The organism is Williamsia sp. D3, assembly GCF_000506245.1.
In the GTDB taxonomy this organism is placed as follows: Bacteria; Actinomycetota; Actinomycetes; order Mycobacteriales; family Mycobacteriaceae; genus Williamsia; species Williamsia muralis.
On record NZ_AYTE01000004.1, the window covers coordinates 249,671 to 276,308 of the forward strand.

A 26,638-nucleotide genomic window follows, 5' to 3' on the forward strand; every position below is an offset into this window, starting at 1 on the left:
GTTAATTGAAGCGAACCGCTGTCAGTGGGCTCGGAATCGCCCTGGGCTCATTCCGGTGACCCGCCGGAAGGCTGTGCCGAATGCACTCGTCGACCGGTAGCCGACGCTATAGGCGACCTCGTCGATCGCCTCGCCCCGGGCCAGTAACTCGATGGCATGCTGGGCTCGCGCCGTCGCGATCCATCGGCTGAACCCGACACCGGTTTCGGCGTGGAAGACCCTGGTGATGGTGCGGGTGCTGACACCGAGTCGAACCGCCCACTGCGCCAACGTGGTCGAGTCGCTGGGGTCCGCCCGAATCGCGGCGACGATCGGCGACAGCAGCGCCGCCGTCGGCACTCGCAGCGACACCTCGTGCCTCGCAGGGGCCAGCACGTCGAGCACCATCGCCTCTGTCGCCGCCCGCGAGGCGGGGTCCAGCCCGTCGACCGTCAGCCGATCGAGCAACAACAACAGCAACGTGGACATCTCCACCGCCACCGGCTCGGCCGAGATCGACGGAGCCGCACGGAAACTGAACTGCGCGGCCCGCAAGGTGATGCCCTCCGGTGTCCATCCCGAATGCCGTACGCCCGCCGGCACCCACAGACCCACAGACGGCGTGATCGCCCAGATCCGCGATCCGATGGTGGCCGTCGACGCTCCCCGCTCTGTCCAGAGCAGCTCATGCGTGGGATGGGAGTGCTCCTCCCAGAAAGTGTTACGCGCCATCACCTCGTAGTTGCCCGCGATCACAAACGGGACGTCGATGGCACCAGCCTCGTAAACCGGGAGCATCCGTTTGTCGAGAGCTTCCGCAACCGGGGCGTCGGGGCGTCGACGTGCCTTCGCCGTACCGGGCGGCAGATCCTGGATGGTCATGACAGCCGGGCCAGGTGTGGGTCGGAGCTCTGAAGACCGCTGGTTCGCTGTGTGGCGTTCATGAGTTGCAGAACTCGATCAGCTGATCGCGCTCGCGGTCGACTGCGCGGCGATCCGCTGCGGACACCTTCAGCAGGTACTCGAGCTCCACCGTGATTCGCTTGCCGTCCTTGCGGGGATTCCAGATACCCGCCACCCGACCGTCGACGAGAACGAACCCGGGGGAACGGCCGTTGGGGGTCGTCGTCGTCTTGAACACCTCGTCGTCGATCACCCGTCGCCGATCGACGCCCTGAGCCAGCACGATGTTGTCGAAGGGCGCAACCAGACGGGCGGGGGCGTCAACCCCCTCGTCGGCCGGCGCCAGGCCTTCGATGTCGAAGAGTTCCTCGCCGTCGGGCCCCTGCAGCTTCGCGAGTTCCCAGTCCGCTTCCATCGCCTCGACGATCGGGCGTAGACCGGTTATCCCCGACCAGGTCTGGATGCCGTTGAGGGATGCCGGCCCGAATCCACGCAGGTAGAGCCGGACCAGATCAGCGATGGCTTCGTCCCCGGTCACAGCGGGTTCGCCCGCCCCGCACCAGTCTTCGAACAGTTGATAGGTCGTCGTCGCAGAACCGCGCCACGTGCCCCGCGGAGGTACCTGAACCAATGACTCCAGGCAGCGCACCACAGTCACCAATGACGATGCGTCTGCTGCCGGCCAACGCTCCGACAACGCCGCCTTGAGCTCTTTGACGGGCAATTCGTTGCCGCGCAACAACTCTCGTCCGTAGTCCGCCACCTCAGCAGGGTCAGCATCGCCGATCAGCTTGTAGTGGTTGGACCGCAACACCTTGTCCATCAGCGGCTGGGTGAGCGGGCGGATCCATCGCGCGTCCTCACTGTCGATGAGGAATACGGTGCTGCGCAGCAGCGCAACTCGCACCACCTCGCGTCCAGCCATCAGCTGATCGAGATCAGCGGGGTCGAAGTCGGCGATTCGTGACCAGAGGCCGTAAAACGCGGACTTCGGGTCCTGCGACTGAAGACCGACGCAACGGTCGAGCACCTCGAGGACGTCCTCGTCCACTCTTTCGAGTAGATGCTGGCGCTGCAGGAGCGTGCGGTTCCATTGCCGCATCGACAACGTCGTGCTCATGATTTGCGTCGGCCCGACGACGCCCGCGCCTTCGCCAATTCTCCGAACGTGGCCGCGCGTGCATCCGATCGGGCACCCGTATCGCCGATCTGCTTGTCCACCAGAATGACCTGGCCGATGAACGGCTCCACGATGCCCACCATACGAATCGGAGCGGCGATGATCAGCTGGAACCCGAACTGTTCAAATGCGCGGAGTGACTGCGAACTGAAGGTCTCGTCGGACTTGCTGAACGCCTCGTCGAGCATGAGTGGCGCAAACCCCGGACGATGGTCCTCGCCGTGACTCAGTGAAAAGCTCAGGGCCGCAGCCAGACAGAACGCCACCAGCTTCTCCTGCTCGCCGCCGGAGTTTGATGCGGTGTTGCGGTAGGTGTGCACGGGCGGATCGTCCGGTGCGGCATCAAAACTCAGCTCTTTGCCGTAGAAGGTGTAGCTGTTGCGGACGTCGAGCACGTTGTCGCACCAGCGGCGGCTCTCCGCGTCGGTGCCGGTGAGCCGGCCCACGAGCCCTCGGATGCGGTAGAACTGCCGCGCCAAGACCGCGCCGTCACCCGACTTGGCCGCAGGCGCGTCGCGGATCATGGCGTCGACGATCTTGCCGAACTCCCGCGACTCATCAGTGGGATTGTGCAGCTGCGCGATCTGCAGGTAGGTGCCCTCGTTGAAGTCGACCCTGCGCAGGCCGATATTGACCTCGGCAATGCCCTGTGTGATGCGCTTGTTGGTGTCGCCGATCTCTTTGTACAAGTTGGAGACCGAGTGACTGATGTCGGTGGTGATGAGCTGTCGGAACCGTTGCTGTGTCGACGCGAGACCGTGCTCGACGAGGCTCTGATGAATCGACACGAGATCGGACGCGTACTCCACCGTGGCACTCAAGTTCGACGCGGCCTCCGGCCATTCCCGCAGGAAGGCCTCGGCGGCGCGGACAATTCGGTTCTCGGCACCGTCCCGTTCGGCATTGGCCTTGCCCACAACGGCTTCGAGCGAATTGCGAAGATCAGACCGCACCTCACCGTAGTTGTCCAGGGTCAGCGTCTTGCCGCCGTCGGCGAGCGTCTCGGCGAGCACCTCGGCGAGATACTCCCGGTCGGAATCGTCGAGTTTGGTGCCCTCGTTCTTGACCTGCTCGAACTCGGCGAACCATCGATCCCAGTCCGAGCCGATGTGTCCTAGTTGATCGCCCAGCGCACCCACCCGAGCGACGGCCTCTCGCCAATCGGCCCGGGCGATCTCCACCTGCTCCTCGAGTTCGGCGAGATCCACCCGGTTCTCGCGAACGCGATCGATGCGGGCGTTGAGTTCGTCGGCGTCGCGCCGCGACGACCACCAGTTCAACTCTGCCCACGACGCATAGCCGGTCAGGGCATCGGCGTTCTTCGCGCGTTCGCGGTTCTGCTCCAACAGGTCCCGCTTGTCCTGAGCCGCCTGCCGCGCCTGCTGATACCGGAGTTCGAGCTCAGCTTTGAGCTCTTCGAGAGCCGTGCGCTTGCCGTCGGTGTTGGAGCCGAGGATCCACTGTGTGCGGTCGGACACCGAACGCCGGTCGTCCTTGCGGAAACGGTCGCGGCCGGACTTCACCAATCCCTGCGGGGTGACCGCGAGTGTGTGCTCGTCGAGCTGGGACGGCAGATCGACGCAGATATGTTCAGCGCCATGGGCGACAACTGTTGCCAGCCACGCTCCGGCGGGGTGTTTCCGGTCGACGATCAGTTTCTCGGCGAGCGAACCGCGAACAGGGTCGGCAGCAACCGCTGAGTCTTCCTGGTAGACGCGGTATTCGAGCACCCCGCCGATGTTGGTCCGGTTGACGAACTCGCCGATGGTGGTTCGGTGCCGAGCCGGCACCAGCATGGTCATGCCCAGTCCGCGCAGCACTCTCTCGGCGGCCCCGGCCCAGCGGTCCTTGGCGGCGGGATCGACGTCGATGAGTTCGGCGGCGAACGGCAGTTCGGCGTACGGGACCCCGGTGGCCTGAGCGATGCCGTCGCGTTGTGCCAGTACTTCGCGTGGCAGCAACGACCGCCGGGTGTTCAGGCTCGCCAGCTCTTCCACAACCGCCTCGAACTCGCGCCTGGCATCGGTCTCTGCGGCGAAGAAGCTGTGTGCCGTGGTGGCCAACCTGTCGGCGGCTTCTCTTGCCGCCCTGGCGATCTCCGGGGCACGCATCCGCAGCGCGGCGAACTCGTCCTGGGTTTCGGGGGTCTGCTCCCCCAGTCCGCCCACCAGCGTCGCATACCGTTCGTAGGCGCGGTTCCGGGCCGTCACCTGCGCCTCGAAGGATTTGAGCTCCGACTCCAGAGTGGTCAGCTCGCCCTTCTCGGCGGTCAATTGGTCACGCAGCGAGCTGTGGCGCTCCTCGCGTTCGTCCGCGAGGTTCTCCCAGTTGGCCACCTCGTTGTCCAACCTCATCCGGTCGGCGTCGATCTGATCCAGACGTTGTTGCAGCAGCGTCAGCCGATGCTCGCGCATGAACGCCCTCATCGGCGGACCCAGCAGCGTGCCCGCTCGAGTGGTGGATTCTTCAGCACTGCAGTACGTTTCCCAGGCCGCTGGGATCGGCCTCAGGACCTGCTCCTGCGCGTTGGCGCGGGCCGCGGCCTGATAAGCCTCGTCGAGTTGAGTGAAGTTCTCCACCAGCCGTTCGGCTTTGGCGTAGGTGTCGGGTCGATCGAGCATGTACGTCCGGATGAACAGGTTGAGGTCACCGACGTTCTTCATGGCCTTTGCCTTGCCCATCAAAGACAGGGCTGCCGACGACTGGCCGATTCCCACACGTCGCCTCAGCGCCTCCTGGTAGGCGCTCTGCACATCGAAACACTCCACGGTCGGGTTGGCCGACCGGTACCGGCGGATGTCGAATCCGTTCTGCGCCCACGTGTTCAGGCCGAGCAGGTCGAAATGCCCGTCATGTAGCTGGTACCACGAACGCAGTGAGCTGCCGTCGGTGCCCGACCCCGGGAACCACTTGATCGCCACCGCGGTGGTGGCAGATCCTGCGCCGTTGTCGTAAGTCGCCGCGATCGCCGACCAGGTGGCGCCATCGGCCCGCAGGTACTGCACCTGCGATTGGTTGTACCGGTCGTCGTTCTCCGCCCACGCGCCGCGCACGTAGTCGGCCATCGACCGAGCCGCCTTCTTCGCACCCTTCGCGGACAGATCGGCCGAAGCGTTGAACACCTGATCGTAGGTGGGCAACAGCACCACCGAATGGCCGTCCATCATCGATGACTTACCCGACCCGGACGGCCCGGTGAGCATCACGCCCCGCTCGTCGATCGGATAGTCCTTGTACCCGTCGAAGGTTCCCCAGTTGACCAGTTGCAGTCTGGTCAAACGGAATTGGCCGATGTTGAGGGTGCGCTTGCCCGCAGGGGCGGCCAGTGGCGATGGCGTATCGCGGTCAACCGGTCGAGATCCGCCGGCTGCGTCCACTTCCAGGATCTCGGTCATGACGTGCGCTCCTGGTCATCGAGTTCGGTGAGGTCGGTGCCCTCTTCGGTGTGCTCACCGGCGAGCCTGCGGTAGGCCTCTGTGTAGGCGGCCACCTGTTCGGGCCCGAGGAGCGAAGCGATCACCCCGTGCACCACAAACCGGTCCGTTCCCGGCAACGCGCGAATGATCTTTCGTGATTCGAGCTGATTGATGGCCGCATCGATTCGCTTGATGAAGCCCGCCTCGTCGGTGTCGGACACCGGCTTGTAGGTGAGCATGTGGTCGATGATCTCGCCCCGTTCGGTAACCACCGATTCATCGGCACTGGTCAAGTACTTCTGTCGCAGGAACAGCGCAAGGACCGACGCTGCCAGGGTGAGTGTCTGGGCGCGCAAGATGTTCCGCTGCCGCGGGTCGTTCTCCGACACCTGGCGGGTGAACGCGTACTTGTGCTCTCGGTTGATCTCCAGCTGGAGATTCAGCTCCGACAGGCGAGACCGAATGATCTCCTCGTGCACCTCGATGGTCTTCCAGTTACGAGACCGCGCCGATACGTGTGCGGCGGCAACCAACTCCTGCAGCGCGTAACAGACCGGCGCAGGCAGGGCCGACGTGTCACCGTCGAATCGGGCGTCGATCCGCGCCTCACTGATCGTTCCGACCGGCTCTGATCCATCGAATGCGAAGTGTGACAGGTCGACCGATGGTTCAGTGATCGCTTCGGGTGAGTCGACGAACAGGTCGTCGCCCTCCTGGACCACGACGTCATCTTCTGGCGTGCTCACCGGGTCGCACCTCGGACAGGCTCGGCTGGTTCATCGAGCAAATGCATCACCTCGTGTGGCTGAGCGGTTATCGGATCGGGCAGCATGTGTGTGAATCGGACTGCAGGCAAACGGATCTCGCGCATCCCGCGAGCAGTGTGGGCAAGCACGGTGACCTCGTCCCGTCCGTGTTCTGCCGCACCATGGCGCTGAGCCAGCGACCAGATGCCGATCACGTCACCGGTACGGGCCGTGGGCAACAACGCCAGCACATCGTCGATCTCGGCGGGACCGTCGGCCACGGCCTCGTTCACCGCGTCGGTCAGTGCATGCCAGTCGATCGATTCTGCGCCCACCAGGTCGGCAGGGTCGATGTTGATCTCACCCACGGTATCGGCAACCGCCCCAGGCGAATCCACGATCCCGTCGTGAAAGATCAACGCGCCGACCGAATTGGACACCGCGGCGCTCATCGGTACCGCGATGCCCAGGTCTTTGCCCGGCCCCGCGTGTACAAACGCAGCGGCGGCGGCGCGCTGCGCATCGGCGATCTGGCTGCGCAACGCGCGATAGTGCAGGAAGTCGCCGTCTTTGACGAAGGTGTTGATGCGCCGGTAGACCTGACCACGCACCTCGTCCACCGACTGCACCTCATCCCACATCCGGTCGATGAAACCCGTGAGTGTGTCGAGGATGTCGTGTGGGAGATTCGGGATACCCTCGGCGATCTGCCGGATGCTCGACTCGAGGTCGTCGCGCAACCGATGATCCGCGATCAGCGTGTAGAAGGTGTCGAAAGCCTTTCCCTCGTCGGAGTCCGCCAGCGCGTCATGGCCGTCGAACATCCGGTTGAGCACGTCGGCATGCGAGCCGTGCTCGGCATCGAGGCCACTGGTGAGCAGCGCGCGGGAGTTCTCGCGCATCTTCTCGCCGTATCCGATGATGTCGGCGGGCATCCGCTCGGCCAGCGACGTGACCATCCGGATGTCGTCGAGCACCCGCCGCGAATCGACCGCAGGGATGGCGCCCGCTGCGAGTTCTTCCCGCCGTCTGGTGAGCTCGGCGATCTTCTGGTCGATGTCGCGGATGTGCTCGCCGGGATCCGGGTTGATCGACACAGCGATGTTCGACAGCCGCGACATCACTAGTTCGAGCACGGTCTCGGTGGCCACCGTGCGGTTACGGCGTACGGCCTGAACCTGCGCGATGGCCTGCGTGGCACCGCGGGTGAGCTGGTACCGCTCTCGCTGGGAGTCGGCGTGCAGAGTGCGGGCGAGATAACCGGCCCGCACCCAGCGGTCCAACAGGTCATCGGCCGTGGGCAGTTCCCACCCTCGCTCGGTCCAGTGCACGGCCAAGTCCGCCAGGTCGCGGTCGATACCCGCCGCGAGATGGTCGCCGTCCACCTGACCGTCGGCCAGACGCGCGGCCATGATCGCGAGATAGGGCACCGCGTTCCGGGACCTCAGCAGTCGCAGGGTGACATCGCTGTCCGCGTTGTCCCCGTAGGCGGCGTAGAGCTGCGCCGCTGTCGGGCGTGCCATCGGACCACCTCACTTTTTCCTGCCATGGCGAGCTCACCCACCGACCTGCTGCCCGCAGCTCGGCGCTCACGACGGGCGGCAAGGCCCATCTGGTTGCCCGCAGCGATGATAGTTGGCCGACGCCGCACTGTCGGTCCGCGGTCGTGCCGACCCGGTGTCGATCAGCGGTAGATCTCGGCGTAGATGGCTTCGATCTCTCCCGCATTCGGAACCCGCGGGTTGTTGGCGGGCGACCCCGACTCCAGTGCCTGCTCGGCCATCAATGCGGACAGTCCGAACCAGCGGTCACGGTCGATGCCACATTCGCCCGGCGTGGGGACGGCGAGGTCGCGGCACAGATCGACAATGGCATCGACCAGTCGTTCGGCGGCCATCTCGTCCGAGGTGTCCGAGTCTGCGCACCCGAATGCGCGGGCGCAGTCGGCGTAGCGCGAGGTCGCTGCCGACAGGGAGAACCGGGTGACCGCGGGGAAGAGCATGGCGTTCGACAGTCCGTGTGCGAGATGGAAGTGCGCCCCGATGGGCCGGCTCATCCCGTGGACCAGGGCCACGCTGGAGTTCGAGAATGCGATCCCCGCCTGCGTGGAGGCCAGCATCATCGCTTCCCGGGCCTCGCGGTCGGAGCCGTCGGTGTAGGCCCTGCGCAGGTTCCGGCCGATGGTCGTGATCGCCGAAAGACTGAACCCGTCGGAGAACGGGTTGTTCTTCCGGCTGACGTAGGCCTCGACCGCGTGGGTCAGCGCATCGATACCCGTGTCGGCGGTGAGACGCGGCGGCATCGTCATGGTGAGCTCGAAGTCGACGATCGCGGCCACCGGCAGAAATGCCCGACCGATGCACAGCATCTTCTCGTCGCTGTCGCTGTCGGTGATGATCGTGAACTGGGTGGCCTCCGAACCACTGCCTGCCGTGGTCGGTACGGCGACCACCGGGAGGCCGGCACGGTCATTGCGCAGGGGCGCTTTGTAGTCGCGCATCGAGCCGCCTTCGACGGCGAGCAGAGCCAGGGCTTTCGCGGTGTCCATCGGACTGCCCCCACCGAATCCGACGAGGAGGTCGGCGCCGTGGTCGCGCACTGCGCGGAGCCCGGCGTCGAGGGAGGCCGTGGTGGGGTCGGGCACAGTCCCGTCGAAGTACACCGCATCGAGGCCGGCCTCGATCAGCGCGGTGATCAACTGGTCAACCCGCCCGCCGCCTGCCAGGTAACCGTCCGTGATCACCATCGGCCGCCGCGATCCCAATCCGGTCACCACGTCGACCAGCTGATCGAGTGCGCCCGCCCCGATTCGCATCTCGCGTGGTAGACCGACTGTGCTGACCAATGGCTGATTCCTTTCGGCACGGGGTGCTTTCGTCACCCACTGCGGAACGCGGACGTCGACGACCGCTCTTGTACAACCACCCTATTGCGGCGACGTCCATCCCTACCCGGAGATCGCCGACAGCGGCCCGTCGGACCTGGTCAAACGACCCACATCCGCCCTGCAGCGGCCTTGCGGGCGTTCGATCGCGGTCCCCGATCCGCCGCAGCTTGAGTACTGCGCCCAGACGTGTTTAGCTGTGCACCACCGGGGTATGTGATCGTTATCACTGACGACCCGCAGGACCACGAGTTGACGAGGGGAGATCGGATGGCAGCCTCTACCGACAGCGGCAGCGGCCTCCCGGTCTTCGATCGCAGGCCCCGTTCTTGGCCGGGCGCCGAGCCCATCAATGTAGGCGCACGATGCATCACCACCGGCATCAGCATTCTGGCCCTGTTCCTTCTTTTGCTCGCGCTGATTTTTGTCGCGTAAGCGGTCCTGAGCCGGCTGTGGTCGACCGCGATTGCGGCACCCCGGCACCTGCGAAACACCCCAGCGCAACCCCGGTAAACCTCAACTGGGCTTGAGGCGCATTGCTCACGTCCTATTGCACAACCCAATGTCCTAAGCAAGGGTGGAAGTTGCACTCGAGGGATAGATCCCAGAGGACATCAATAAGGGGGCACGCGTGTCCCCACATAGTGAGAGGAACAATGTGTCTGAATACACCTTGCCGGATCTGGATTACGACTACGCAGCTCTCGAGCCGCACATCTCCGGCAGGATCATGGAGCTGCACCACAGCAAGCACCACGCCACCTATGTGAAGGGCGTGAACACCGCACTGGAAAAGTTGGCGGCTGCGCGCGAAGACGGCACCATCGCCGACAAGGTCTTCCAGCTGTCGGCCAACCTGGCCTTCCACCTCGGCGGCCACACCAATCACTCGATCTTTTGGAAGAACCTGTCGCCCAACGGTGGCGACAAGCCCGAAGGCGAACTGGCAGCGGCAATCGATGACCAGTTCGGCGGGTTCGACAAGTTCCAGGCGCACTTCACCGCCGCGGCAACCACTTTGCAGGGCAGCGGCTGGGCGATCCTCGGATACGACACCATCGAGGGCAAGCTCGTCATCCAGCAGCTCACCGACCAGCACGGCAACACCTCGGTGGGCCTGATCCCCGTGGTCATGCTCGACATGTGGGAGCACGCTTTCTACCTCACTACCAGAACGTCAAGCCTGACTACGTCAAGGCATGGTGGAACGTCGTCAACTGGGCAGACGCCGCGGAGCGTTTTGCCAAGGCACAGGCACAGGGCTCCGGCCTGATCGTGCCCGCATAAGCACTTTCGTACAGCCCTTTCGCAGTCGGCGGTCACCCCACTCGGGTGGCCGCGTCGGCGTCTTCGCCCCCAGAGGGAAACTTCCTGTTAACCGCCGCGATTAGCACTCGAGTCGGGTTGTGTGCCAACTGTTTACCGGGCATGCTGCGAATAGAGTTCGACACCTGGTCAAAGGCGACCTGAGCAGAGGAACTTCCGGCAACAGGAGGTAACCATGAGCGAGGACGCCACCGGCCATGAAATGTCGCGGTCCGGGTCAATACCCATCGGGCTGACCCCGTTCCACCGCCACGGCGAGCTACGCGGAATCCTGATCTCGGGCCGCTGGCCCGACACCACCCTGGAGTGGACGCAGACGCTCGTCGCATCGGTGCGTATTGCCTGCCGGCCAGGATTTCTCCGCACCACCACCGTGTTCAGCGTCATCGAGGACAAACCAGAGGTGTGCGACCCCGACACCGTCGGATTGATGCTCGCCGTCGGCAGCGTGATCGACAACAACTTCACCGAGGCCGGCCCGTTCCACACTCCGCCGCCCGCGTTGTTCATGCTCCATCCCCCGTCCGAGACGCGACCGTCCCTGCCCGAGTGTTCAGACGTTGCCTCGGGGTGCGTACTGCTGCCAGGACTCCCCGAACTCGGCCTCGAACACCGCGCGGGATGGGCCGAGGCCGAAGCCGACGGCACTGTGGTGACCCTGCGCAATCAGGTAGGTCTGGATCTGGGAACCGACCCCGATACCGCTGTCCTGGCGATGCTCCTCGCTGCTTGAGTAGTAAAGGTCTGCGAGCGGGTGCGCGGTCGGGAAACGGGCCGACGCTCGCTCTGCAGACCGAGCAAATCCAAGTTCGACGGGCGGTAGACGTGGCCCGCTCGGGAAACCGGGCGACGCGCGCTCTGCAGACCGCGCAAACGCGAGTTGCGCGAGCCGGCAACCGGACCGGCTCGGGAAATTGGGCGACGCTCGGTCTGCAGACCGAGCAAACTCGAGTTGCGCGAGCGGTAGACCTGGCCCGCTCGGGAACCCGCCGAAGCTCGGTCTGCGGAGCGCGCAAATCCCAGCCACCCGAGCCGCCAAACCCGCCTCCGACCACCCATGTCCGCATGTCACAGCCTCGCGGCGAACCTTCCGCGAATCACCGGGTAAGGGAACCCTAATGTTCGGACACCCAAACTTTTGAAAAAGGGCTCCCTACCTGCATAAATGCGGGCATTCGATCAGTTGCAAACAGTCGTGAGCGGCGCTTACGTTGGTCTGGTGATATCCGCACTCCTGGTCAGCTTCGGCGTGATCTTCGTGGCCGAACTCGGCGACAAGTCCCAGCTGATGGCAATGACGTACGCCATTCGCTACCGCTGGTGGGTTGTCCTGCTCGGCATCACGGTGGCCACCACCGCCGTGCACGCGGTCTCTGTTCTCTTCGGACACGTACTCGGTCTCTCGATCCCGACCGACCTGATGACAATCGTCGGTGGACTGGCGATGTTGCTGTTCGGCTTCTGGACCCTTCGCGGCGACAGCCTCGACACCGACGAATCCGACAAGGCCGATCGGGTGAAGAAGTCAGTGCTGTTCGCGGTCATCGGATCGTTTTTCCTCGCCGAACTCGGCGACAAGACGATGCTCGCCACCATCACCCTGGCCACCGACCACAACTGGGTCGGTGTCTGGATCGGATCGACCGTTGGCATGGTCGCCGCCGACGCATTGGCCATCGCCGTCGGCGCAGTCCTCGGCCGCAAGCTCCCCGAGAAGGCGATCGCATACGGCGCGGCTGCACTCTTCTTCGTCTTCGCCGCGTGGCTCACCACCGACGGCCTGGTGACCGCCAACAACTTCATCGTCACGATGGCCACCATCACCGCCGTCGCCATGATCGTCAGCGCCGGCACCTGGTACGTCCACAGCCACCGCGAGCAGATCCGGGCCGCCGAACGCGAACGGCTCCTCGCCGAGCCGGAATCGGAAGCCGACCTGCCCGGTGAGCACCCCGCCGGCCTCGTAGCCGAGCGACCTGTCGCCACAGCCACTGACTAGGGTGATCCCAGCGGGCTGAACAACCCCCGCGGACACTTTGTAGAAGGGACGGCATCAGTGGAGATCTCAGGATCAGCGGTATTAATCACCGGCGGAGCATCGGGATTGGGCGCGGCAACAGCAAAGCGCTTCGCCGATGCCGGGGCGGTTGTGTTCGGGCTCGACCTGCAGCCTTCGATTGACAAGGCAACCGCGGTGGACGGCGTCACGCTCCTGGCGGCTGACGTGACCAGCGAAGCCGATGTCGAGGCAGCGCTGGACACCATCGCCGAATCCGGCGCCCCGCTCCGCGTCGCCGTGAACTGCGCCGGTGTCGGCTGGGCCAGCCGGATCCTGACGAAGAAGGGCCCCCACGAGCTCGACCTGTTCAGGAAGATCATCGAGATCAACCTGGTCGGCACCTTCAACGTGATGCGTTTGGCCGCGAATCGGATGCAGAGCCAGGAAGCGGTGGACGAGAACGACCAGCGCGGCGTCATCATCAACACCGCGTCGGTCGCGGCATTCGAAGGCCAGATCGGTCAGATCGCCTACACCGCATCCAAGGGCGGCGTGCATGCCATGACCATCACCGCTGCCCGCGACCTCGCGCAGGTGGGCGTGCGGGTCAACACGATCGCCCCGGGCACCATCAACACCCCGATGCTCGACGGGATCACCCCGGAGTTCAAGAAGACGCTCGAAGCCGGTATCCCGTTCCCCAAGCGCCTTGGCGATCCGAGCGACTACGCCAAGCTGGCCGCGTTCATCGTCGACCACGACTACCTCAACGGCGAGACGATCCGCATGGACGGCGCGCTGCGGATGGCTCCGCGCTGACCACTGACGTCACCAGCAACTGAACACTCAGACCGGACCGGCCTTCAGCCGGTCCGGTTCTGTTTTTGCCGCGACGTCACCGAGTTCTGACGCGACGGACCGGAACTGCGCGCCAGTTCGCGAGATATCCGGAGTAGCGGTGCGGCGTCGCTGTCAAGGTCGTCGCCGGCGCCGGCGAGGACCTGCCGGACCGCCCCGGCTGATCCGCCGAGGTCGACGTAGGTATCCACCGCGTCGCGGAGCGCGGTGGCCTGGGCCGCCGATTCGAGTTCGTCGAAGTCGTCGGGCAGATAAGGGCTCAGCTGCAGCAATGCGTCGCGGATCTCGACCACCCGCCGCTGGAAGAGCCAGATGATCGAACCGTCGAATGCACCCTGCGGCGGCGACGGCAACACCACCCCCGGCAGTGCCGACGTGGTCAAAGCCCACAAGGGCTCGAGTTCCCGGTACTGACTGCGGTGACGGCGGTCGTGTAGGAACGACATCACTCGCGCTCGCACCAGCGGGTAGCAGATGCCGGCGAGGAACAGGACCGCCCCCAAGACGGCCAGGACGGCCGCGACGTTCAGCAACACATGTAGGTGCGCCACATGCAGTCCGGCGGTGACGACGTACAGCGTCTGTATCAGGGCCGCGACCCCCAGCAACCCCAACCCGGTCGACAGGATGATCAGGGAATGGCGAAGATATCCCTCGGCGTGACGTACGTATCGCCCGATCGACACCACGCAAGCCGCCATCCCATACGCCACGTAGCAATCGGCGATCACGAAGAACAGCGCGTATCCGACATGGTGCACGGTCCAGTCGGACATGTGCTCGGTACGAACCGGCACGGGCGTGGCCAGCATCGCCACATTGAGCCCGATCAGGGTGACCACCAGCGGGATTGCTTCCACGCCTGCGCGCCGCTGCCGCTGCTCCTCGGTTGTCCCGTAAAAAAAGACGACCACCAGGGCGGCGACACCGATCGCGAGCAGGCAATAGATCGACAACCGGTCCGCGCCCGGGAAGAAGTCGTCGTTGAGCCACTGCCGTACGCGGGGGTTACCGACCACAAAGGCGAGAGTTGTCGCCGAGATGGCGACGGTCATTGCGATCGGCTGCAGACCGGCGGCTTCCCTGCGAAGGCGGTCGATGCGCCAGCACAGTGCCAGGGCGAACAACGCCAACGCGATGGCGTTGACTACCCCTACAACCATCCGTTGTGCCCCCCGAGGATGCTTTGGATTCCCCGTAATCCATCATGGCCGGCCGTCTTTCCGACGCCCTGGGTGGCTTTTGCCGCCCATTCTCCTATCAGTGTTGCCAAAAACTCTGCTTCCCATTCACGCTCATCCGAATAGCACGTCCGACTCAGTGCGTCGTCGGTGTTTTCACCACCTGCCGGACTCCCGATGAGCCGGTCCTCGACCTGGTCGATCAACTGGTGACCTGCAATGAGGTGGCCGAACTCGTGGATGATGATCTGATCGCGATGGAGCTTGGTCGTGGCGGCCTGGCAGAAGAAATAGTCCGCGTCGGCCGCCACCAACCAGACACCGTTCGGCATACCGGCCGGCATCGGGTGCGCAACGATCTTGATCGGCCGACCACGCCGCGCGCCGTACAGGTCACAGAGTTGTTCAGCGTCGAGAGGCAGATCCAGGTCGAGACCGCCGAGTTCGCGGCGGCACAATGCCCGTAGTTCGCGCTCGGATCGCATGCTCCATCTTAAGACGGTGCCCCCGCGATCAGTCTGCGGCTTCGTGCCTTTCGACCACTCGAAGTCCCGAGTGACCATGCCCCAATTCGGGTTCGGCCGACTTGAGCAGGTCGGGCGGGTCGGCGGGCAGGCCCTGTTGAACCCGGAGGACCTTGATGAGTTCGTTGACCACGGTGACCGAGTCACTCGACAGACCGGCCAGCCGGAACGCGGCGAGCTGGACATTGCTGTCGGCCTGTAGCCGCATCAGGTCGATCTGGTCGCGGGTGCGCTGGGCGGCCCGATCTTCCAGGAAGTAATGGACGTCGACTCCGAATGCCGCTGAGATGCCCTCGACCGTACGGAACGACGGCGACTTGGCCTTCCCCGACCGGAGCTGGCTCAAGTAGGACTCACCGAGACGAAAGCCCAGTTCAGTGGAGCGATTGGCGATGGCTTTGGCGCTGTAGGCACGACCGTTGGGGCCAGGGACCGTTCGGAACAGCTCTTCCAGACGTCGCGCGAACAGACCGGGATCAAATACGTTCTCGGTGTCTGCTTGGTCCATGTCGTCGGTCATGCCACGCTCCACGCGCATTCTCCGTGTGCCTCCCAATGAGGGCCGATCACCGAACGGAGACCAGCCAGAAGTATGAAATTCACTACTCCGCACGCCGTGTTTGCCATATGGTAGCTTACAGCCCTGAGGCAGCCAAACAGCTTCGCGCTGCGCGGAGTCGGTCTTCGGTACTTCACTTTCGGACTCGTTCAACGCTGATCGAGCCCACCTGAATAAACCGTGAAGATGCCGAAAATTCAATAGCCCGCCCCTGGTGATTTCCGGACTGGAGGACTCGATGCCGAAGCATCGCGTGATGCGCCCCACCACGGTGTGGTTCTCGGTGCTCGTCGCGTCGCTGGGGTTGGTGGTTTCTGGCATTCTCCTGGCTCTGACCTCACCCGCTGCGTCCGCCGATCCCGGACCTTCGACGGACGTCACGGTGACGTCCACGCCCACCACGACGGAGACATCTGCGGCGGACGAGGACGACAACTCTCCCGCCGCCGACCACGCGGAGAACTCCCGTTTGATGACGGGCCCGACACCAGACGGTGGCCAGGGCAACGGCAACAGTGGAAACGGCAACAACGGGAACGGGAGCGGCAACACCGGCATCCCCGGAAACAATGGCAACAACGGCAATACCGATAGCGACGACGACGGTCTCCCCACGGCCCCGACCGCCGAACTACCCGGAATCGAATCGCCGGCCATCACGATTCCGAGTCTTCCGATCCCGGGCCTGCCGATCCCCGGTATGCCGGCACCGGACGCATCAACTCCCCCGGCGCCGGGCTCCCCGACACCTGGCTCCCCGGCACCGAGTACCGGGACGCCCGAACTGACCCCAGGTGACTCCGAACCGGCTGTCCCACAGGGCGATCCGCTGTCCGACCCGAACACCCCGCCCGCTGCCACACCCACCGCGTCGTCCTGCCTGATGGGCGCCGGGACCGGTGGCGGCTGCGCGGGCGCCGAGGTGGCTCGCGATCTGTCGCCTGCCGGGCTACTCGTCTTGGGTTCGGTCGCCTTGTTCGGTAGCGGCGCATTCCTCGAGTCGCTGCGCAACGGCCGCGGCTGACTTCTCACCTCATCAGCGGGCGGCGGGATCAAATCCGGGGCGTAGGCACCCCATCGTGCCCTGGCGCGACAGCAGGCACGGGTAGATCCGAACCCAACGGCACCTGTTGAGCTGCGGTGGTTGTCATCCATTCGCGCAACGCCTTTGTGGCGCGCACATCGTCCTCGTTGTATTCGAGCAATCTCACCCGCTGGGTCTGATCCACCTCTTCGCCGTCGCGGCCCACTGCCCGCCGATACCACTGCATCGACGCCTCGCCGCCGGCTTCGTCGTCGCGCCAGTGGAAGCCCGCGTGGGGCGCCACCTTCTTGAGGCCTTTGCCCTCGGGACTGAGGAAGTTCACGCTGACGGCCTCATAGATGTCGACCCAGTGCGATGAGTTGATGAACTCCTGCACGGTTTCACGGCTCGGCACACCGGGCGATCCCGCGAACCTGTCAGCCGACCCGAGGAGCCAACGATTCTCGGCTTGCTGCGAATAACAGTAGGCCGCAAAGGTTTTGCCCTCACTCAGGGCCTCGTCGCGTTCGTCGATCAGCCACTGCCAGAACTCGGCGAACGAGCGGGCCTCGTCCTGGGTGGGCAGCGGTTGCCAGGTGACGAACGGGCGGTATCTGACGTCTCGGGCGGGATCGGTGTTGTCGGTGAGCAACGTGCCCCACAGGTAGGCGCCGTCGTCCTGGTAGCTCTCCATGTCGACGTCGACCTCCACGTCGGCCCGCGCCACCTGCACCTCGGGCATTCGCCGGATCAGCGTCACCTGAGCCAGCCAGGCACGCGCCAACAGGATCGAGTCAGCGAGGCTGTTGCCCGGCCAGCCGTCGGGCACGGGGCCGTCGTAGGCGGCCAGTTCGTCCACCGTGCGAACGCCCACCGTCGCGAGCAGCTGTGTCAGATTGCCGTTGACCACCAAGCTCACGTCGCGCGCCTCGTGCAGTTCCGGACCGCACTTGGACCACCACGCGCAGTTGCGGCACTCCCCGATCCGTGACGGTGCCGTCGATATCCGGCCCGCGGCGATCCCGGCCCGGCGCTCCAGCAGCGCGTCGTATCGGACAAGCGTGTCGGTGAGGTCGAGGACCACCATGCAGTCGGTGTCGAGGCCGATCACCGCGCCGACCGGTTTGCCGGTCCCCGGGTCGACCCCTGCGACGCCGAGGGCCTCGAGCATTCGGTACAGCTGCGCCAGCCGGACGGTGTCCCGCGAATTGCCGCGAACCTTCCGCGTCTCGTCGAGCATCGGTTGCCAACTCCACACCGGGCTGGTCACCGCGCCCGATCCGGGGTCGGAAGCCTTGTGATTCACCACGATGACGGGCAGGTAACCCGACGTCCGTTGCGGATCGTCCATGCGGATCAGCAGCTCCGCCCATCCGCGACGGCCACCGGCCTCGTCGTCGGGCAGGGACGCGCCCCAGATCCATCTGGCACCCGAGCCGATGGCCGCCATGGTTCGCTCGGCGCGCTGTCGGCTGCTGCCGCCGCTGCCCACATCGGCCCAACCGCTGAGTTCGATCGAATGGACCGCATGGAGCATGTCGCGCACACGCTCACGATGCTCGGCCGCCGCTTCTTTGCGCAGCGTCACCGCGGGGTCTTCGGCGACCTTCTCCGAGCCGGGGAATCGGGAATCGAGGGCAAGCCGATGTTCGCAGCCGCTCAGATCCCTGGGACTGAGCAGCGGCGGTCTTGTCGGGCCGGATGGCACCGATGAACGAGTTGCCATCCACACCATCCTCTCCTCACCGATCTGGGGCACCTGCCGTACCCCCGCTATGTAATGCTTGTACCGCAACTGCAGGACAATTTCGTCAACCGCCGACGGCGATGCTCGACCAAGCTAACGAGAGGTCCCCAACGCATGGGTTTGTTCAGTTCCGGACGCAAGAGCCGGGCACAGCGCAAAGCTGAGGCCAAGGCCCTCAAGGCGAAGGCCAAGCTCGAAGCACGCCTCGAAGACAAGTCCGGGCGCAAGTTCGCCAAGGAAGAGCTCAAGCAGCAGCGCAAGCTCGCCAAGAAAGCGCGCAAGGCGCAGGCCAAGTCGGACAAGAGTGCACTGAAGATCGCCGACAAGACGAACTCGGCGAGCGTCAAGATCGCACAGGCCAACGCCAAGGCGGTCGCCGATGGCAAGGTTCTCTCGCCCGCTCGGGTCAAGCGCTATCTGCAGGTCGCCAAAGTGCTCTCACCGATCCTGGTGCCCATCGCCTACCGCGCCAGCACTGCCGCCCGCGAGCAGATCAGCCGGATCCAGGCCGATCGCGCAGGTGTCCCTGTTGCCGAGTTGAACAAGTACAGCGGCCATGGCGCCGCTCTGTCGGCACGCATCGCCGGTGCGAACTCCTCCTTGCAGACCCTCACCGCCAAGCATCCGTCGGACGCCGAGACCAAGACCTTCGCGTCGACGATGAACCAGCGGCTGTCAGACCTGTCCACCGCTGTTGCGGCAGCCGAACACATGCCCGCCGCACGGCGCCGCAGTGCGCACGCCGCCATCAGTCGTGAGCTGGCCGCCATCGACGCCGATCTCCTCGCCCGCCTCGGAGTGCGTCCCTGACCGCTCTGTCCATCCTCCTGACCGCCCCGGCGCTGGCAATCGCTGCCCACGGGGCGGCTTCAGGCGTTTTTTCCTGACTCTGCGGGAATGCTGCTGCTCCTGCTGGTCGGAGTCGTCGCGGCCACCCTGTGTCGTCGGCTCAATTCCCCGCTCGCTCTGCTCGCGGTTCTGACCGGCGCCCAGATCGCCGGGCACATGCTCCTCTCGGCCACCGCAGACCCGATGGCCCATGCGCACGGGTCGCAGACGCTGATGTTGGTGACCCACCTGATCGCGATCCCGGTGTGCGCGCTGCTCATCGCCGGCGGTACCTCGCTGTACGGGGTGATCACGTCGGTCCTGGCCGTCGTGCGCCGCCTTCTCGGCGGCCCGGTTGCCGAACTCGCGAGTTCAAATCTTCCTCCCTCACCCCATCTACGACCTCTGGTCGGGGTGTTCGCTCCTGGCGGGACAGGGGTTCGGGGTCCACCGGCGAATTGATCTTCGCCCACACCCTTCATCCGCCCGAGCCCGTAGATCGACACGGTCACCCGGGTGGGTTTCTCCCATCTCCGTTAGGAAACATCCATGTCTTTGTTCAAGCGACGCTTCCGTCTTCTCGGTGCGTCACTCGCCGCCGTCACGATGGTCGGTGGCCTGAGTTTGCTGGGCGCCGGTTCGGCCTCGGCTCACGTCACCGCGGCCGGTGACGGTCTCACCCAGGGTGGCTACGGCGTCATCACGTTCCGGGTCCCCAACGAGTCGGACACCGCCAGCACGGTCGCGCTGACCGTCGCCCTGCCCAACCTGACCTCCGCCCGTACCGAGCCGTTGCCCGGTTGGACCGCCGAGGTGAAGAAGGACCCGGCCACCGAAGCGGCCACGGAGGTGACCTGGAAGGTCGCCGACGGCAACCCAGGCATCCGTCCCGGCGAGTTCCTCCAGTTCCGGGTGTCCGGTGGGCCCCTGCCGGAGCAGGAGACGGTCACCATGGCCGCAACGCAGACGTACTCCGACGGCGAGGTGGTCCGCTGGGACCAGCCGACCGTCGAGGGTCAGCCCGAGCCCGACAAGCCCGCGCCCACGGTGACGCTCGGCGCACCGACCGCCGACGGTCACGGCGATTCGGCGACTCACGAGGAAGACACCCAGACCGCCTCGGAGAACTCCGCGTCCTCAGACACCGACAGCACCGACGACACCGCCCGCTGGCTGGCCGGTGCCGGAATCTTGCTGGGCGCGTTGGGAATCGGCGTCGCGATCGGCGCCCTCGCGCGTAAACGCCAGTGAGGCGAGATTCAATGAGGCGTCTGACCTTCTCGATCGTCGCGCTGATGATGACTGTTCTCGCGACGGTGGCCTGGGCACCGACCGCGTCGGCCCATTCGGCGCTGATCGGATCTGATCCGGCCGACGGCGCGCCGCTGGCGGCCGGCCCGGCTGCGGTCACACTTACCTTCAACGAGCCGGTGCAGAAGAACTACGCCGTGCTGAAGGTGGTCGGGCCGGACGAGCATTACTGGCAGGACGGTGAACCGACGGTCACCGGCCGTACGGTCACCGTCCCGGTGCGCGAGTTGGGGCCGACCGGCACGTACCTGATCAACTACCGGATCACGTCGGCCGACGGCCATCCGGTGGAAGGCCAGCTCGACTTCGAGCTCACCGTCGCGGGCTCGGGAACTTCGGGACCTGCGGTGGACGCCGACGATTCCTCGTCATCAGGAATCCCGGTGTGGCCGTTCATCGTGGGCGGCGTCGTGGTGTTCGGTGCCGGGCTTGCCTTTGCACTGCGTCCCCAGCGAAAGAAGTAGCGCACAGTGACGACCGCGGGCGCGGCGCGGCGCGAGTGGTTGCTCGTCGCCGTGCCCGCGGTCTGGCTGGGCTTGTTGCTGGCCTGGGCGCTCGCCCGTCCCGCCGGCCCCGAAGCCGAATCGATCGCGGGGGCCGTCGCCCTGCTCGCCGGGATGACCGTGCTCGGGCTGTCCACCGTCAAACTTCTTGGCGGCGAAGAGCTCACCCCGCCGGTGCTGCGTCTGGCATCGGTGCTCGCTGCGGTGTGGGCTGTATCGCTGCTGGTGGGTGCATGGCTGGGTGCCGCCCAGCGGACGGGGCTCGCACCGCACGAGGTGGGCATCAACGACTTCTTCCGGGTCAACGGCACCACCGCGGGTCTGATCGCGGCGATGTGCGCGCTGGCGGTCACCTTGTTCTGCGCGGTCTGGATCCGGTATCCGAGTCTGATCGCGCCCGAAGCCGTCGGCGCCCTCGCCGCGTTGGGTCTGTTGATCGGACCCGTCACCGGGCATCTGGGACAGCTGACCGGTGGAGCATTGCTCATCGCCGTCCATGTACTCGCGGCGAGCTGGTGGTGCGGTTCTCTCGCGGCTCTCGCCCTCACCGTCCGCGGCCGAAAAGGCTGGGCAACCGTGCTGCCCGTGTTCTCGCGGTACGCGCAATGGCTGGTCCTGGCGTTGATCGTCAGCGGTGTGGTCGCTGCCCTGCTGGAGTTGGATTCGATCAGCGAGGTCTGGTCCACGGGTTACGGCCGGATCCTGCTTGCGAAGTCGGTGAGCATGGTGGCGTTGCTTGCGGTGGCTGCCGATCAACGGCGGCGGTGGCTGCCTTCGGCCCACACCCATCGCATTTCCGAACAGGCATCGCTGCGACGCGCGATCGTCGAGGTGCTGTTGATGGCGGTTGTCATCGGACTGGCCGCCGGGCTCGGGACCACCGCACCCAGCTGAGCCGAACCAGCCGGAACCGGGCATGATTGACGACGGCGCAGCCACCTACACGTGGCGTCGCCCCCGTCTCGATGCAGGCCCGGATCACTACCTCCGGGCCGAATCGAGACGCGGTGATCAGTCCGCCCGTCTTCGAAGGAGCTGAGCCGTATGGCCGACCCGGACTCCCAGCCCGACTCCGATCACTCGGGCGAGCGCCCCGCCCCGCCGGCCAAGAAGTCGGCAGCGAAGAAGGCTCCTGAGAAGAAGACCGCGGCGAAGAAGACCGCTGCCAAGAAGGCGGCGAAAAAAGCAGCCCCCAAGAAGGAGGTTGCGAAGAAGACCGCTGCCAAGAAGGCCCCGGCGAAAAAGGCTGGGCCCGGCAACACTCCACCCCCAAAGGCGTCTGCGCAGAGTAGCTCTGACGCCGGCGCACCCGATCACGCCAACGCCGAACACGTCGTATCGAAGAAGGCACCCGCCAAAAAGCCCCCGGTACGCAAGGGTCCTGGCAAGCCGGGCAACACGGCTCCACCGAAGTCGACCCCGGCACAGTCTTCGGCTCCCCCGTCTCCCAAGACCGCTCCCGCCCCGGCCGCGACACCGGAACCCACACACCCGAAACCCTCGGCGCCCACTCCGGACGAGGATCAGCAGGCCCGGTTCACTGCTCTCAAACGCACGGAACCCCTGCCTCTGCCTGAGCCGTCGACAACAGGCCCGGTGGTCAAAATCGGCAGCGCCGTGGTTCTCTTGGCGCTCATCTTCCTGACCATCCGGCGGCTACGTCGATAGCCCGAGAGACGAAAGCTGTTGTGGTGATGCCGATTCGCGTTGCCCGACCACACTTGCCGCGATCTTGGCGCCGATGACCTCGGCCTGAGCGACCAGTTCACGCCGAACGGCCGGGTCGTCGGAGTCCGCGTCGTAGAGGAAGTCGAGTGACGACGCCTCGATGCGCGAGTAGTCCGCGATCCCATGGATCATCTGCAGCGTCATCGCCTCCTTGTATCCGTGGCGCTGATGAGTCCCTTCATCTATTCCGCCGATCGCCACCAGATGCAGGCCTTTGATAGCGCTCGGGGCGTCGGCGACTCGGTCGTCATAGGCGAAGCCGCGTGTGAAGACGCGGTCGATCCAGCCCTTGGCGAGTGCCGGCAGCGACCACCAATAGACCGGAAAAACCAACACCACCGCTGCGGCAGATCGCAACATCTGCTGTTGCTCCGCGACGTCCACGGGGACCCCGGCGAGCCCTCGGAAATGTGCGAGATCGTCGCTGTTGAAGGCGGGGTCGAATCCCGAAGCAGCGAGGTCATACGTTGTGGCAGTGAGGTTTTCGGCGGCGATGCTCTCTTTCATCGCTCGGGCCACATTCCAGGTCACCGATTGGGTGTCGGGGTGGACAACCACCAGGATGACATCGGACTGCTGATCTGCGTTGCTCATACCGGCGACGGTAAACTATGACATCAGTGTCAATGTCAAGGTCCATCTCGAGAAGAGGCATCGATGTACATCAGCGACTTGAGTGACATCACCGGCGCCAGTTCCCGCATGCTCAGGCATTACGAAAAGGCCGGCTTGCTGACGCCGACGCGTGATCCGAACGGCTATCGGCGGTACCGGAAAGAAGACGTACAGACCGTCGAAGACATCCGATGCCTCTTGGCGTCAGGACTGTCGTTGTCGGAGTCCGCTTTCATCCTTCGCGTTGCGTGCGCCGACCCCGACGAGGCGACCGACGAGGAACGCCGTGAAGCCCTACGGCAACTCGACGAGCGCGAAAATCAGCTGGCCGACGCGATGCGTCGTCTTCGGGCACAGAGAGCCGGGATCTCCGAGCTGCGAACGCATGTGCGCGACGCCATGAAGGCTTCGACGTCGCCGGATCAGCTCTCTGGATTGTCCAGCGCACGAAGATAGCGCTTCGTCACCAGGCGTTGACCCAGTCTCCCTAGCGGTCCGCCCGCCCGGGCGAGAACCGAGTGTGGGCGTGAGAAGGCTGCGACCACCAGCACCACACTGTCGTCGGCTCGGTGCTCGACGCAGAACAACTCCTCACCTGCTACTGGGTGGCCGGGCAAGGTGCCGTAGGCGAAACCACAGCGATCGGGTTCGTCGAGCACGTACACAACTCGCACCGGCGCTTTCAGCCGGGCCGCACCCACGCCGAGCCCGACCAGCCCGACGCTTCCTTCGCTGACTGTCGTGTCCGGACTGGTCACCGTCAGGCCGGCGCCGAGCTGCACCTGCCACCTCAGAACATCGTCGCCGAGTTCACGAAACACCGCAGCGCCCGATCCCACGACTCTTTCTCGTCGCAGGTGGTGGTAACCGGACGGCATTCCGGTCGCGGTCGCACCGACCTCCGGATAGGTGAACTCCGCCGCCCGCAAACGATCCGCGGTGTCCGAATCCATAGGTCGGACAGATGGTTTGCTCATCTCTGGAGACTACCCACCGGGATTTGTCCGCGGTGCTGCTTCTCGACCTCGCCAGCGCCATCCGTACCGCGAGGCGCGAGCATCACGCTGCCCGTCGACGAACCCAGACGGCCGCGAAATGAAGTGCGATACCCACCGCAAGAAGAAGCCCGCCATACATCCAGACCTCACCGCTCTGCTGGGTCAGCAGTAGCACGCACGACGCGACACCCAGGATCGGAATGACTGTCGGTACCCGAAAGTGCTTGTGGTCGACAGGATCCCGACGAAGCACCAGCACAGCGATATTCGTGGAGATGAAGACGAACAACAGCAGCAACACCACCGTCTCGGCCAATGTCGACAGGTCGCCGGTGAGTGTGAGCAGCATGGCCACCAACGTCGTCGCCACGATCGCCGCCCACGGGGTACGCCGCTTGGGCAGCACCTTCCCCAATGCGCTCGGCAGAAGCCTGTGCTCGGCCATCCCGAAGGTGAGGCGACTGGCCATGATCATCGTGAGCAGAGCGCCGTTGGCCACGGCCACCAGAGCGATCAGGCTGAAGACCCAGTCGGGGATGCCGACACCGGACTCCCCGACAACGGCCAGCAGCGGTCCCGACGACTCGGACAAGGTGCTCGCGGGCAGAGCGATCGAGCTGGCGAGTCCCACCAACACATAGACGAGTCCAGCTGTGGCCAACGATCCGAAGAGGGCCAACGGATACACACGACTGGGATTGCGGATCTCTTCGGCAACATTGGCCGAGGTCTCGAATCCGACAAACGAGTAGTACGCGATGATGGCACCGCTGAGGATGGCCATCGCAGGGGTTGACCCGTCCGGGAACTCGGTCACCCGGGACACGTCACCTCTGCCTTCGCCGAGCATCACCCCGACCACTGCGATGACGATGACCAGTCCACTGACCTCGATGATCGTCATGACCACGTTGCTCTTCACCGACTCACTGATGCCGCGTGCGTTCAAGCAGGCCACCAGTGCCAGGAACACCAGCGCGGCCGGGACGGTCGGCACATCGATGAAGGTCTTGAGGTATTCACCAGAGAAGGCCAGCGCCAGTCCGGCTGCGCTCGTGACCCCTGCGGCCAGCATGCAGAAACCTACGAGGAACGAGACGATCGGTTGCTTGAAGGCCCGCTCGGCGAAGATCGCTGCGCCGCCGGCCTGCGGATATTTGGTGACCAACTCGGCATAGGAGCCGGCAGTGAGCAGGGCCAGCAGGAGGGCGACGATCAGCGGCGCCCAAAGTGCGCCACCCACCTCTTCGGACAGCACTCCCATCAGGGCGTAGATACCGGCTCCGAGCACGTCACCCAAGATGAACAAGAACAGCAGCGGGCCGGTTATCTTCCGCTTCAGTTTGGATGCGGGCTCATCGCCTGTTGCCTGTGTTCCCGTTTCGGCATCAGCCGTCATTCGCATCTCCTGGTGCCACCGAGAATCAGCCGGCCGACGTCGCCCGAGGGCCGGCTGTTCCCACAACGTTTGTTCCAGGTAGGCATAGCCTGCGAGCGACGATCGAAAACCTTCGGCGAACCACAGGGTTGTTGACGAGCGCTCCCGCCAGGATCGTCAGCGTTCGTGCACCGTCACGCCGAGCCGACAACGAAGTCGCGCAATGTCATCGGCCGCCGGCCCGTGATGGTCTCCACACTGTCGGTCACCGCTGCCAGTTCACCCGCGGCAATCGCGGTGTAGGTGGACACCCAAGCGTCCAATTGCCAGTCCGGCGCCCCATACGATTTGCGTGACTCGTAGGCTTCGTCGATCGTCTCGTTGTGGAATGTGACTGTGCGACCGCTGGTTTCGGTGAGAATCCGCGCCACCTCGTCGAAGGTGATTGATTCGCGGCCGGTGAGGTCGTACGTCTCACCCCGGTGTGATGCCGGATCGGAGAGAACCGCGGTCGCCACTCGCGCGACGTCGGCACGTGCCACCGCACCCACCGCGCCGTCGCCGGCCGGGCCACGGATCACGCCGTCGGTGCCGGCGAGGCTCGGCAGGAAATCGATGTAGAAGCTGTCCCGCAAGAACGTGAACTGCACACCCGACGCGCGGATGTGCTCCTCCGTTGCCCAATGATCGCGCGCGAGAGTGAAAGTCGCGTCGGGTGCCGCATTCAGGAATGACGTGTAGACGATGTGTTGTACACCGGCCCGGACAGCCGCATCGACGAACGTGCGGTGTTGGTCCAACCGGTCTGCGCTCTCCGAGGCCGACACCATGAACAAGGTGTCGCGTCCGCGAGTGCGGCGACCGCGGCGTCGTGGTCGCCGTAGCTCGTCTCCGCGACCGCTGCCCCGGGCAACACCGGCGCGCGACCGCGCGAACGCACCACCAACCGGA

Annotated in this window: 26 protein-coding genes and 1 pseudogene; 13 read left to right on the forward strand and 14 right to left on the reverse strand. The window is 65.1% G+C overall.

Features of this window, described 5'->3' with window-relative positions; genetic code table 11:
- Nucleotides 1-21: 21 nt before the first annotated feature.
- From W823_RS34920 to W823_RS34945, 6 genes are all read right to left on the reverse strand, one after another.
- The gene (locus W823_RS34920) at nt 22-861 is read right to left on the reverse strand and encodes an AraC family transcriptional regulator (RefSeq protein WP_023955072.1); all 840 of its coding nucleotides are present in this window, start codon (nt 859-861) and stop codon (nt 22-24) included.
- Between the two features lie 58 nt (nt 862-919).
- Nucleotides 920-2,002, reverse strand: a complete 1,083-nt coding sequence (locus W823_RS34925) for a winged helix DNA-binding domain-containing protein (protein ID WP_023955074.1) — start codon at nt 2,000-2,002, stop codon at nt 920-922.
- Nucleotides 1,999-5,457, reverse strand: coding sequence for an ATP-binding protein (locus W823_RS34930; RefSeq protein ID WP_023955076.1), 3,459 nt, complete (start codon nt 5,455-5,457; stop codon nt 1,999-2,001). Before W823_RS34930 ends, W823_RS34925 begins: the two co-directional genes overlap by 4 nt.
- Nucleotides 5,454-6,224: a DUF4194 domain-containing protein gene (locus tag W823_RS34935; RefSeq protein ID WP_023955078.1), complete on the reverse strand. Its 771-nt coding sequence runs from the start codon at nt 6,222-6,224 to the stop codon at nt 5,454-5,456. The genes W823_RS34930 and W823_RS34935 overlap by 4 nt, the downstream gene beginning before the upstream one ends.
- Nucleotides 6,221-7,747, reverse strand: coding sequence for a DUF3375 family protein (locus W823_RS34940; protein WP_023955080.1), 1,527 nt, complete (start codon nt 7,745-7,747; stop codon nt 6,221-6,223). The genes W823_RS34935 and W823_RS34940 overlap by 4 nt, the downstream gene beginning before the upstream one ends.
- Nucleotides 7,748-7,908: 161 nt before the next feature.
- Complete coding sequence (locus tag W823_RS34945; RefSeq protein ID WP_031331383.1) at nt 7,909-9,069, reverse strand: iron-containing alcohol dehydrogenase; 1,161 nt, start codon at nt 9,067-9,069, stop codon at nt 7,909-7,911.
- Between the two features lie 309 nt (nt 9,070-9,378).
- Between W823_RS34945 and W823_RS57990 the strand changes: the two genes are divergently transcribed.
- The 5 genes and pseudogenes from W823_RS57990 to W823_RS34970 all read left to right on the forward strand — a co-directional run bounded on the left by W823_RS57990 (nt 9,379) and on the right by W823_RS34970 (nt 13,252).
- A complete protein-coding gene (locus tag W823_RS57990) occupies nt 9,379-9,543 on the forward strand; it encodes a hypothetical protein (protein WP_156045341.1) in 165 nt (54 codons plus the stop codon).
- A 223-nt stretch (nt 9,544-9,766) separates the two neighbouring features.
- Nucleotides 9,767-10,395 (forward strand): annotated as a pseudogene (locus tag W823_RS34955) (superoxide dismutase).
- A 214-nt stretch (nt 10,396-10,609) separates the two neighbouring features.
- On the forward strand, nt 10,610-11,167 hold the full coding sequence (locus tag W823_RS34960) for a hypothetical protein (protein ID WP_023955086.1): 558 nt from the start codon (nt 10,610-10,612) through the stop codon (nt 11,165-11,167).
- Nucleotides 11,168-11,653: 486 nt separating this feature from the next.
- Nucleotides 11,654-12,433 carry a TMEM165/GDT1 family protein gene (locus W823_RS34965; protein WP_051406355.1) on the forward strand — a complete coding sequence of 260 codons (780 nt, stop codon included), beginning with the start codon at nt 11,654-11,656 and terminating at the stop codon, nt 12,431-12,433.
- 57 nt (nt 12,434-12,490) lie between these two features.
- Nucleotides 12,491-13,252 carry an SDR family oxidoreductase gene (locus tag W823_RS34970; RefSeq protein WP_023955090.1) on the forward strand — a complete coding sequence of 254 codons (762 nt, stop codon included), beginning with the start codon at nt 12,491-12,493 and terminating at the stop codon, nt 13,250-13,252.
- 44 nt (nt 13,253-13,296) lie between these two features.
- On the opposite strand, the gene W823_RS34975 is transcribed toward W823_RS34970, so the two are convergent.
- Genes W823_RS34975 through W823_RS34985 form a run of 3 tightly spaced genes read right to left on the reverse strand, consistent with a single transcriptional unit; the run spans nt 13,297 to nt 15,516 of the window.
- Nucleotides 13,297-14,454, reverse strand: coding sequence for an MAB_1171c family putative transporter (locus W823_RS34975; RefSeq protein WP_023955092.1), 1,158 nt, complete (start codon nt 14,452-14,454; stop codon nt 13,297-13,299).
- Nucleotides 14,445-14,957 carry a hypothetical protein gene (locus tag W823_RS34980; RefSeq protein WP_023955094.1) on the reverse strand — a complete coding sequence of 171 codons (513 nt, stop codon included), beginning with the start codon at nt 14,955-14,957 and terminating at the stop codon, nt 14,445-14,447. The genes W823_RS34975 and W823_RS34980 overlap by 10 nt, the downstream gene beginning before the upstream one ends.
- 28 nt (nt 14,958-14,985) lie before the next feature.
- Nucleotides 14,986-15,516, reverse strand: a complete 531-nt coding sequence (locus W823_RS34985; RefSeq protein ID WP_031331386.1) for a helix-turn-helix domain-containing protein — start codon at nt 15,514-15,516, stop codon at nt 14,986-14,988.
- 277 nt (nt 15,517-15,793) lie between these two features.
- On the opposite strand from W823_RS34985, the gene W823_RS34990 reads away from it, so the two are divergent.
- Nucleotides 15,794-16,579 (forward strand): hypothetical protein, encoded by a 786-nt coding sequence (locus W823_RS34990; RefSeq protein WP_152537983.1) that lies wholly within the window; start codon nt 15,794-15,796, stop codon nt 16,577-16,579.
- Nucleotides 16,580-16,607: 28 nt separating this feature from the next.
- On the opposite strand, the gene W823_RS34995 is transcribed toward W823_RS34990, so the two are convergent.
- The gene (locus W823_RS34995; protein ID WP_051406356.1) at nt 16,608-18,305 is read right to left on the reverse strand and encodes a TM0106 family RecB-like putative nuclease; all 1,698 of its coding nucleotides are present in this window, start codon (nt 18,303-18,305) and stop codon (nt 16,608-16,610) included.
- A gap of 135 nt (nt 18,306-18,440) precedes the next feature.
- Here W823_RS34995 and W823_RS35000 point away from each other — a divergent pair, with 135 nt between their 5' ends.
- From W823_RS35000 to W823_RS35025, 6 genes are all read left to right on the forward strand, one after another.
- The gene (locus W823_RS35000; protein ID WP_023955102.1) at nt 18,441-19,136 is read left to right on the forward strand and encodes a DUF6474 family protein; all 696 of its coding nucleotides are present in this window, start codon (nt 18,441-18,443) and stop codon (nt 19,134-19,136) included.
- 87 nt (nt 19,137-19,223) lie between these two features.
- A complete protein-coding gene (locus W823_RS56290) occupies nt 19,224-19,616 on the forward strand; it encodes a hypothetical protein (RefSeq protein ID WP_051406344.1) in 393 nt (130 codons plus the stop codon).
- Between the two features lie 87 nt (nt 19,617-19,703).
- A complete protein-coding gene (locus W823_RS35010; protein WP_023955104.1) occupies nt 19,704-20,405 on the forward strand; it encodes a YcnI family protein in 702 nt (233 codons plus the stop codon).
- An 11-nt stretch (nt 20,406-20,416) separates the two neighbouring features.
- On the forward strand, nt 20,417-20,929 hold the full coding sequence (locus W823_RS35015; protein WP_031331389.1) for a copper resistance CopC family protein: 513 nt from the start codon (nt 20,417-20,419) through the stop codon (nt 20,927-20,929).
- 6 nt (nt 20,930-20,935) lie between these two features.
- Nucleotides 20,936-21,862 (forward strand): copper resistance D family protein, encoded by a 927-nt coding sequence (locus W823_RS35020; RefSeq protein WP_023955108.1) that lies wholly within the window; start codon nt 20,936-20,938, stop codon nt 21,860-21,862.
- 150 nt (nt 21,863-22,012) lie between these two features.
- The gene (locus W823_RS35025) at nt 22,013-22,636 is read left to right on the forward strand and encodes a hypothetical protein (protein WP_023955110.1); all 624 of its coding nucleotides are present in this window, start codon (nt 22,013-22,015) and stop codon (nt 22,634-22,636) included.
- Here the strand turns inward: W823_RS35025 and W823_RS35030 are convergent.
- Complete coding sequence (locus tag W823_RS35030) at nt 22,625-23,290, reverse strand: NAD(P)H-dependent oxidoreductase (RefSeq protein WP_023955112.1); 666 nt, start codon at nt 23,288-23,290, stop codon at nt 22,625-22,627. The two genes, W823_RS35025 and W823_RS35030, sit on opposite strands and share 12 nt — an antisense overlap.
- Before the next feature lie 63 nt (nt 23,291-23,353).
- On the opposite strand from W823_RS35030, the gene W823_RS35035 reads away from it, so the two are divergent.
- Nucleotides 23,354-23,767 carry a MerR family transcriptional regulator gene (locus W823_RS35035; RefSeq protein ID WP_023955114.1) on the forward strand — a complete coding sequence of 138 codons (414 nt, stop codon included), beginning with the start codon at nt 23,354-23,356 and terminating at the stop codon, nt 23,765-23,767.
- Here the strand turns inward: W823_RS35035 and W823_RS35040 are convergent.
- The 3 genes from W823_RS35040 to W823_RS35050 all read right to left on the reverse strand — a co-directional run bounded on the left by W823_RS35040 (nt 23,734) and on the right by W823_RS35050 (nt 26,517).
- On the reverse strand, nt 23,734-24,288 hold the full coding sequence (locus W823_RS35040) for a DUF1990 family protein (protein WP_081729622.1): 555 nt from the start codon (nt 24,286-24,288) through the stop codon (nt 23,734-23,736). The two genes, W823_RS35035 and W823_RS35040, sit on opposite strands and share 34 nt — an antisense overlap.
- Nucleotides 24,289-24,370: 82 nt before the next feature.
- Nucleotides 24,371-25,708, reverse strand: a complete 1,338-nt coding sequence (locus tag W823_RS35045; protein WP_023955118.1) for an APC family permease — start codon at nt 25,706-25,708, stop codon at nt 24,371-24,373.
- A 173-nt stretch (nt 25,709-25,881) separates the two neighbouring features.
- The gene (locus W823_RS35050) at nt 25,882-26,517 is read right to left on the reverse strand and encodes an SDR family oxidoreductase (protein WP_235189399.1); all 636 of its coding nucleotides are present in this window, start codon (nt 26,515-26,517) and stop codon (nt 25,882-25,884) included.
- Between the last annotated feature and the right edge of the window lie 121 nt (nt 26,518-26,638).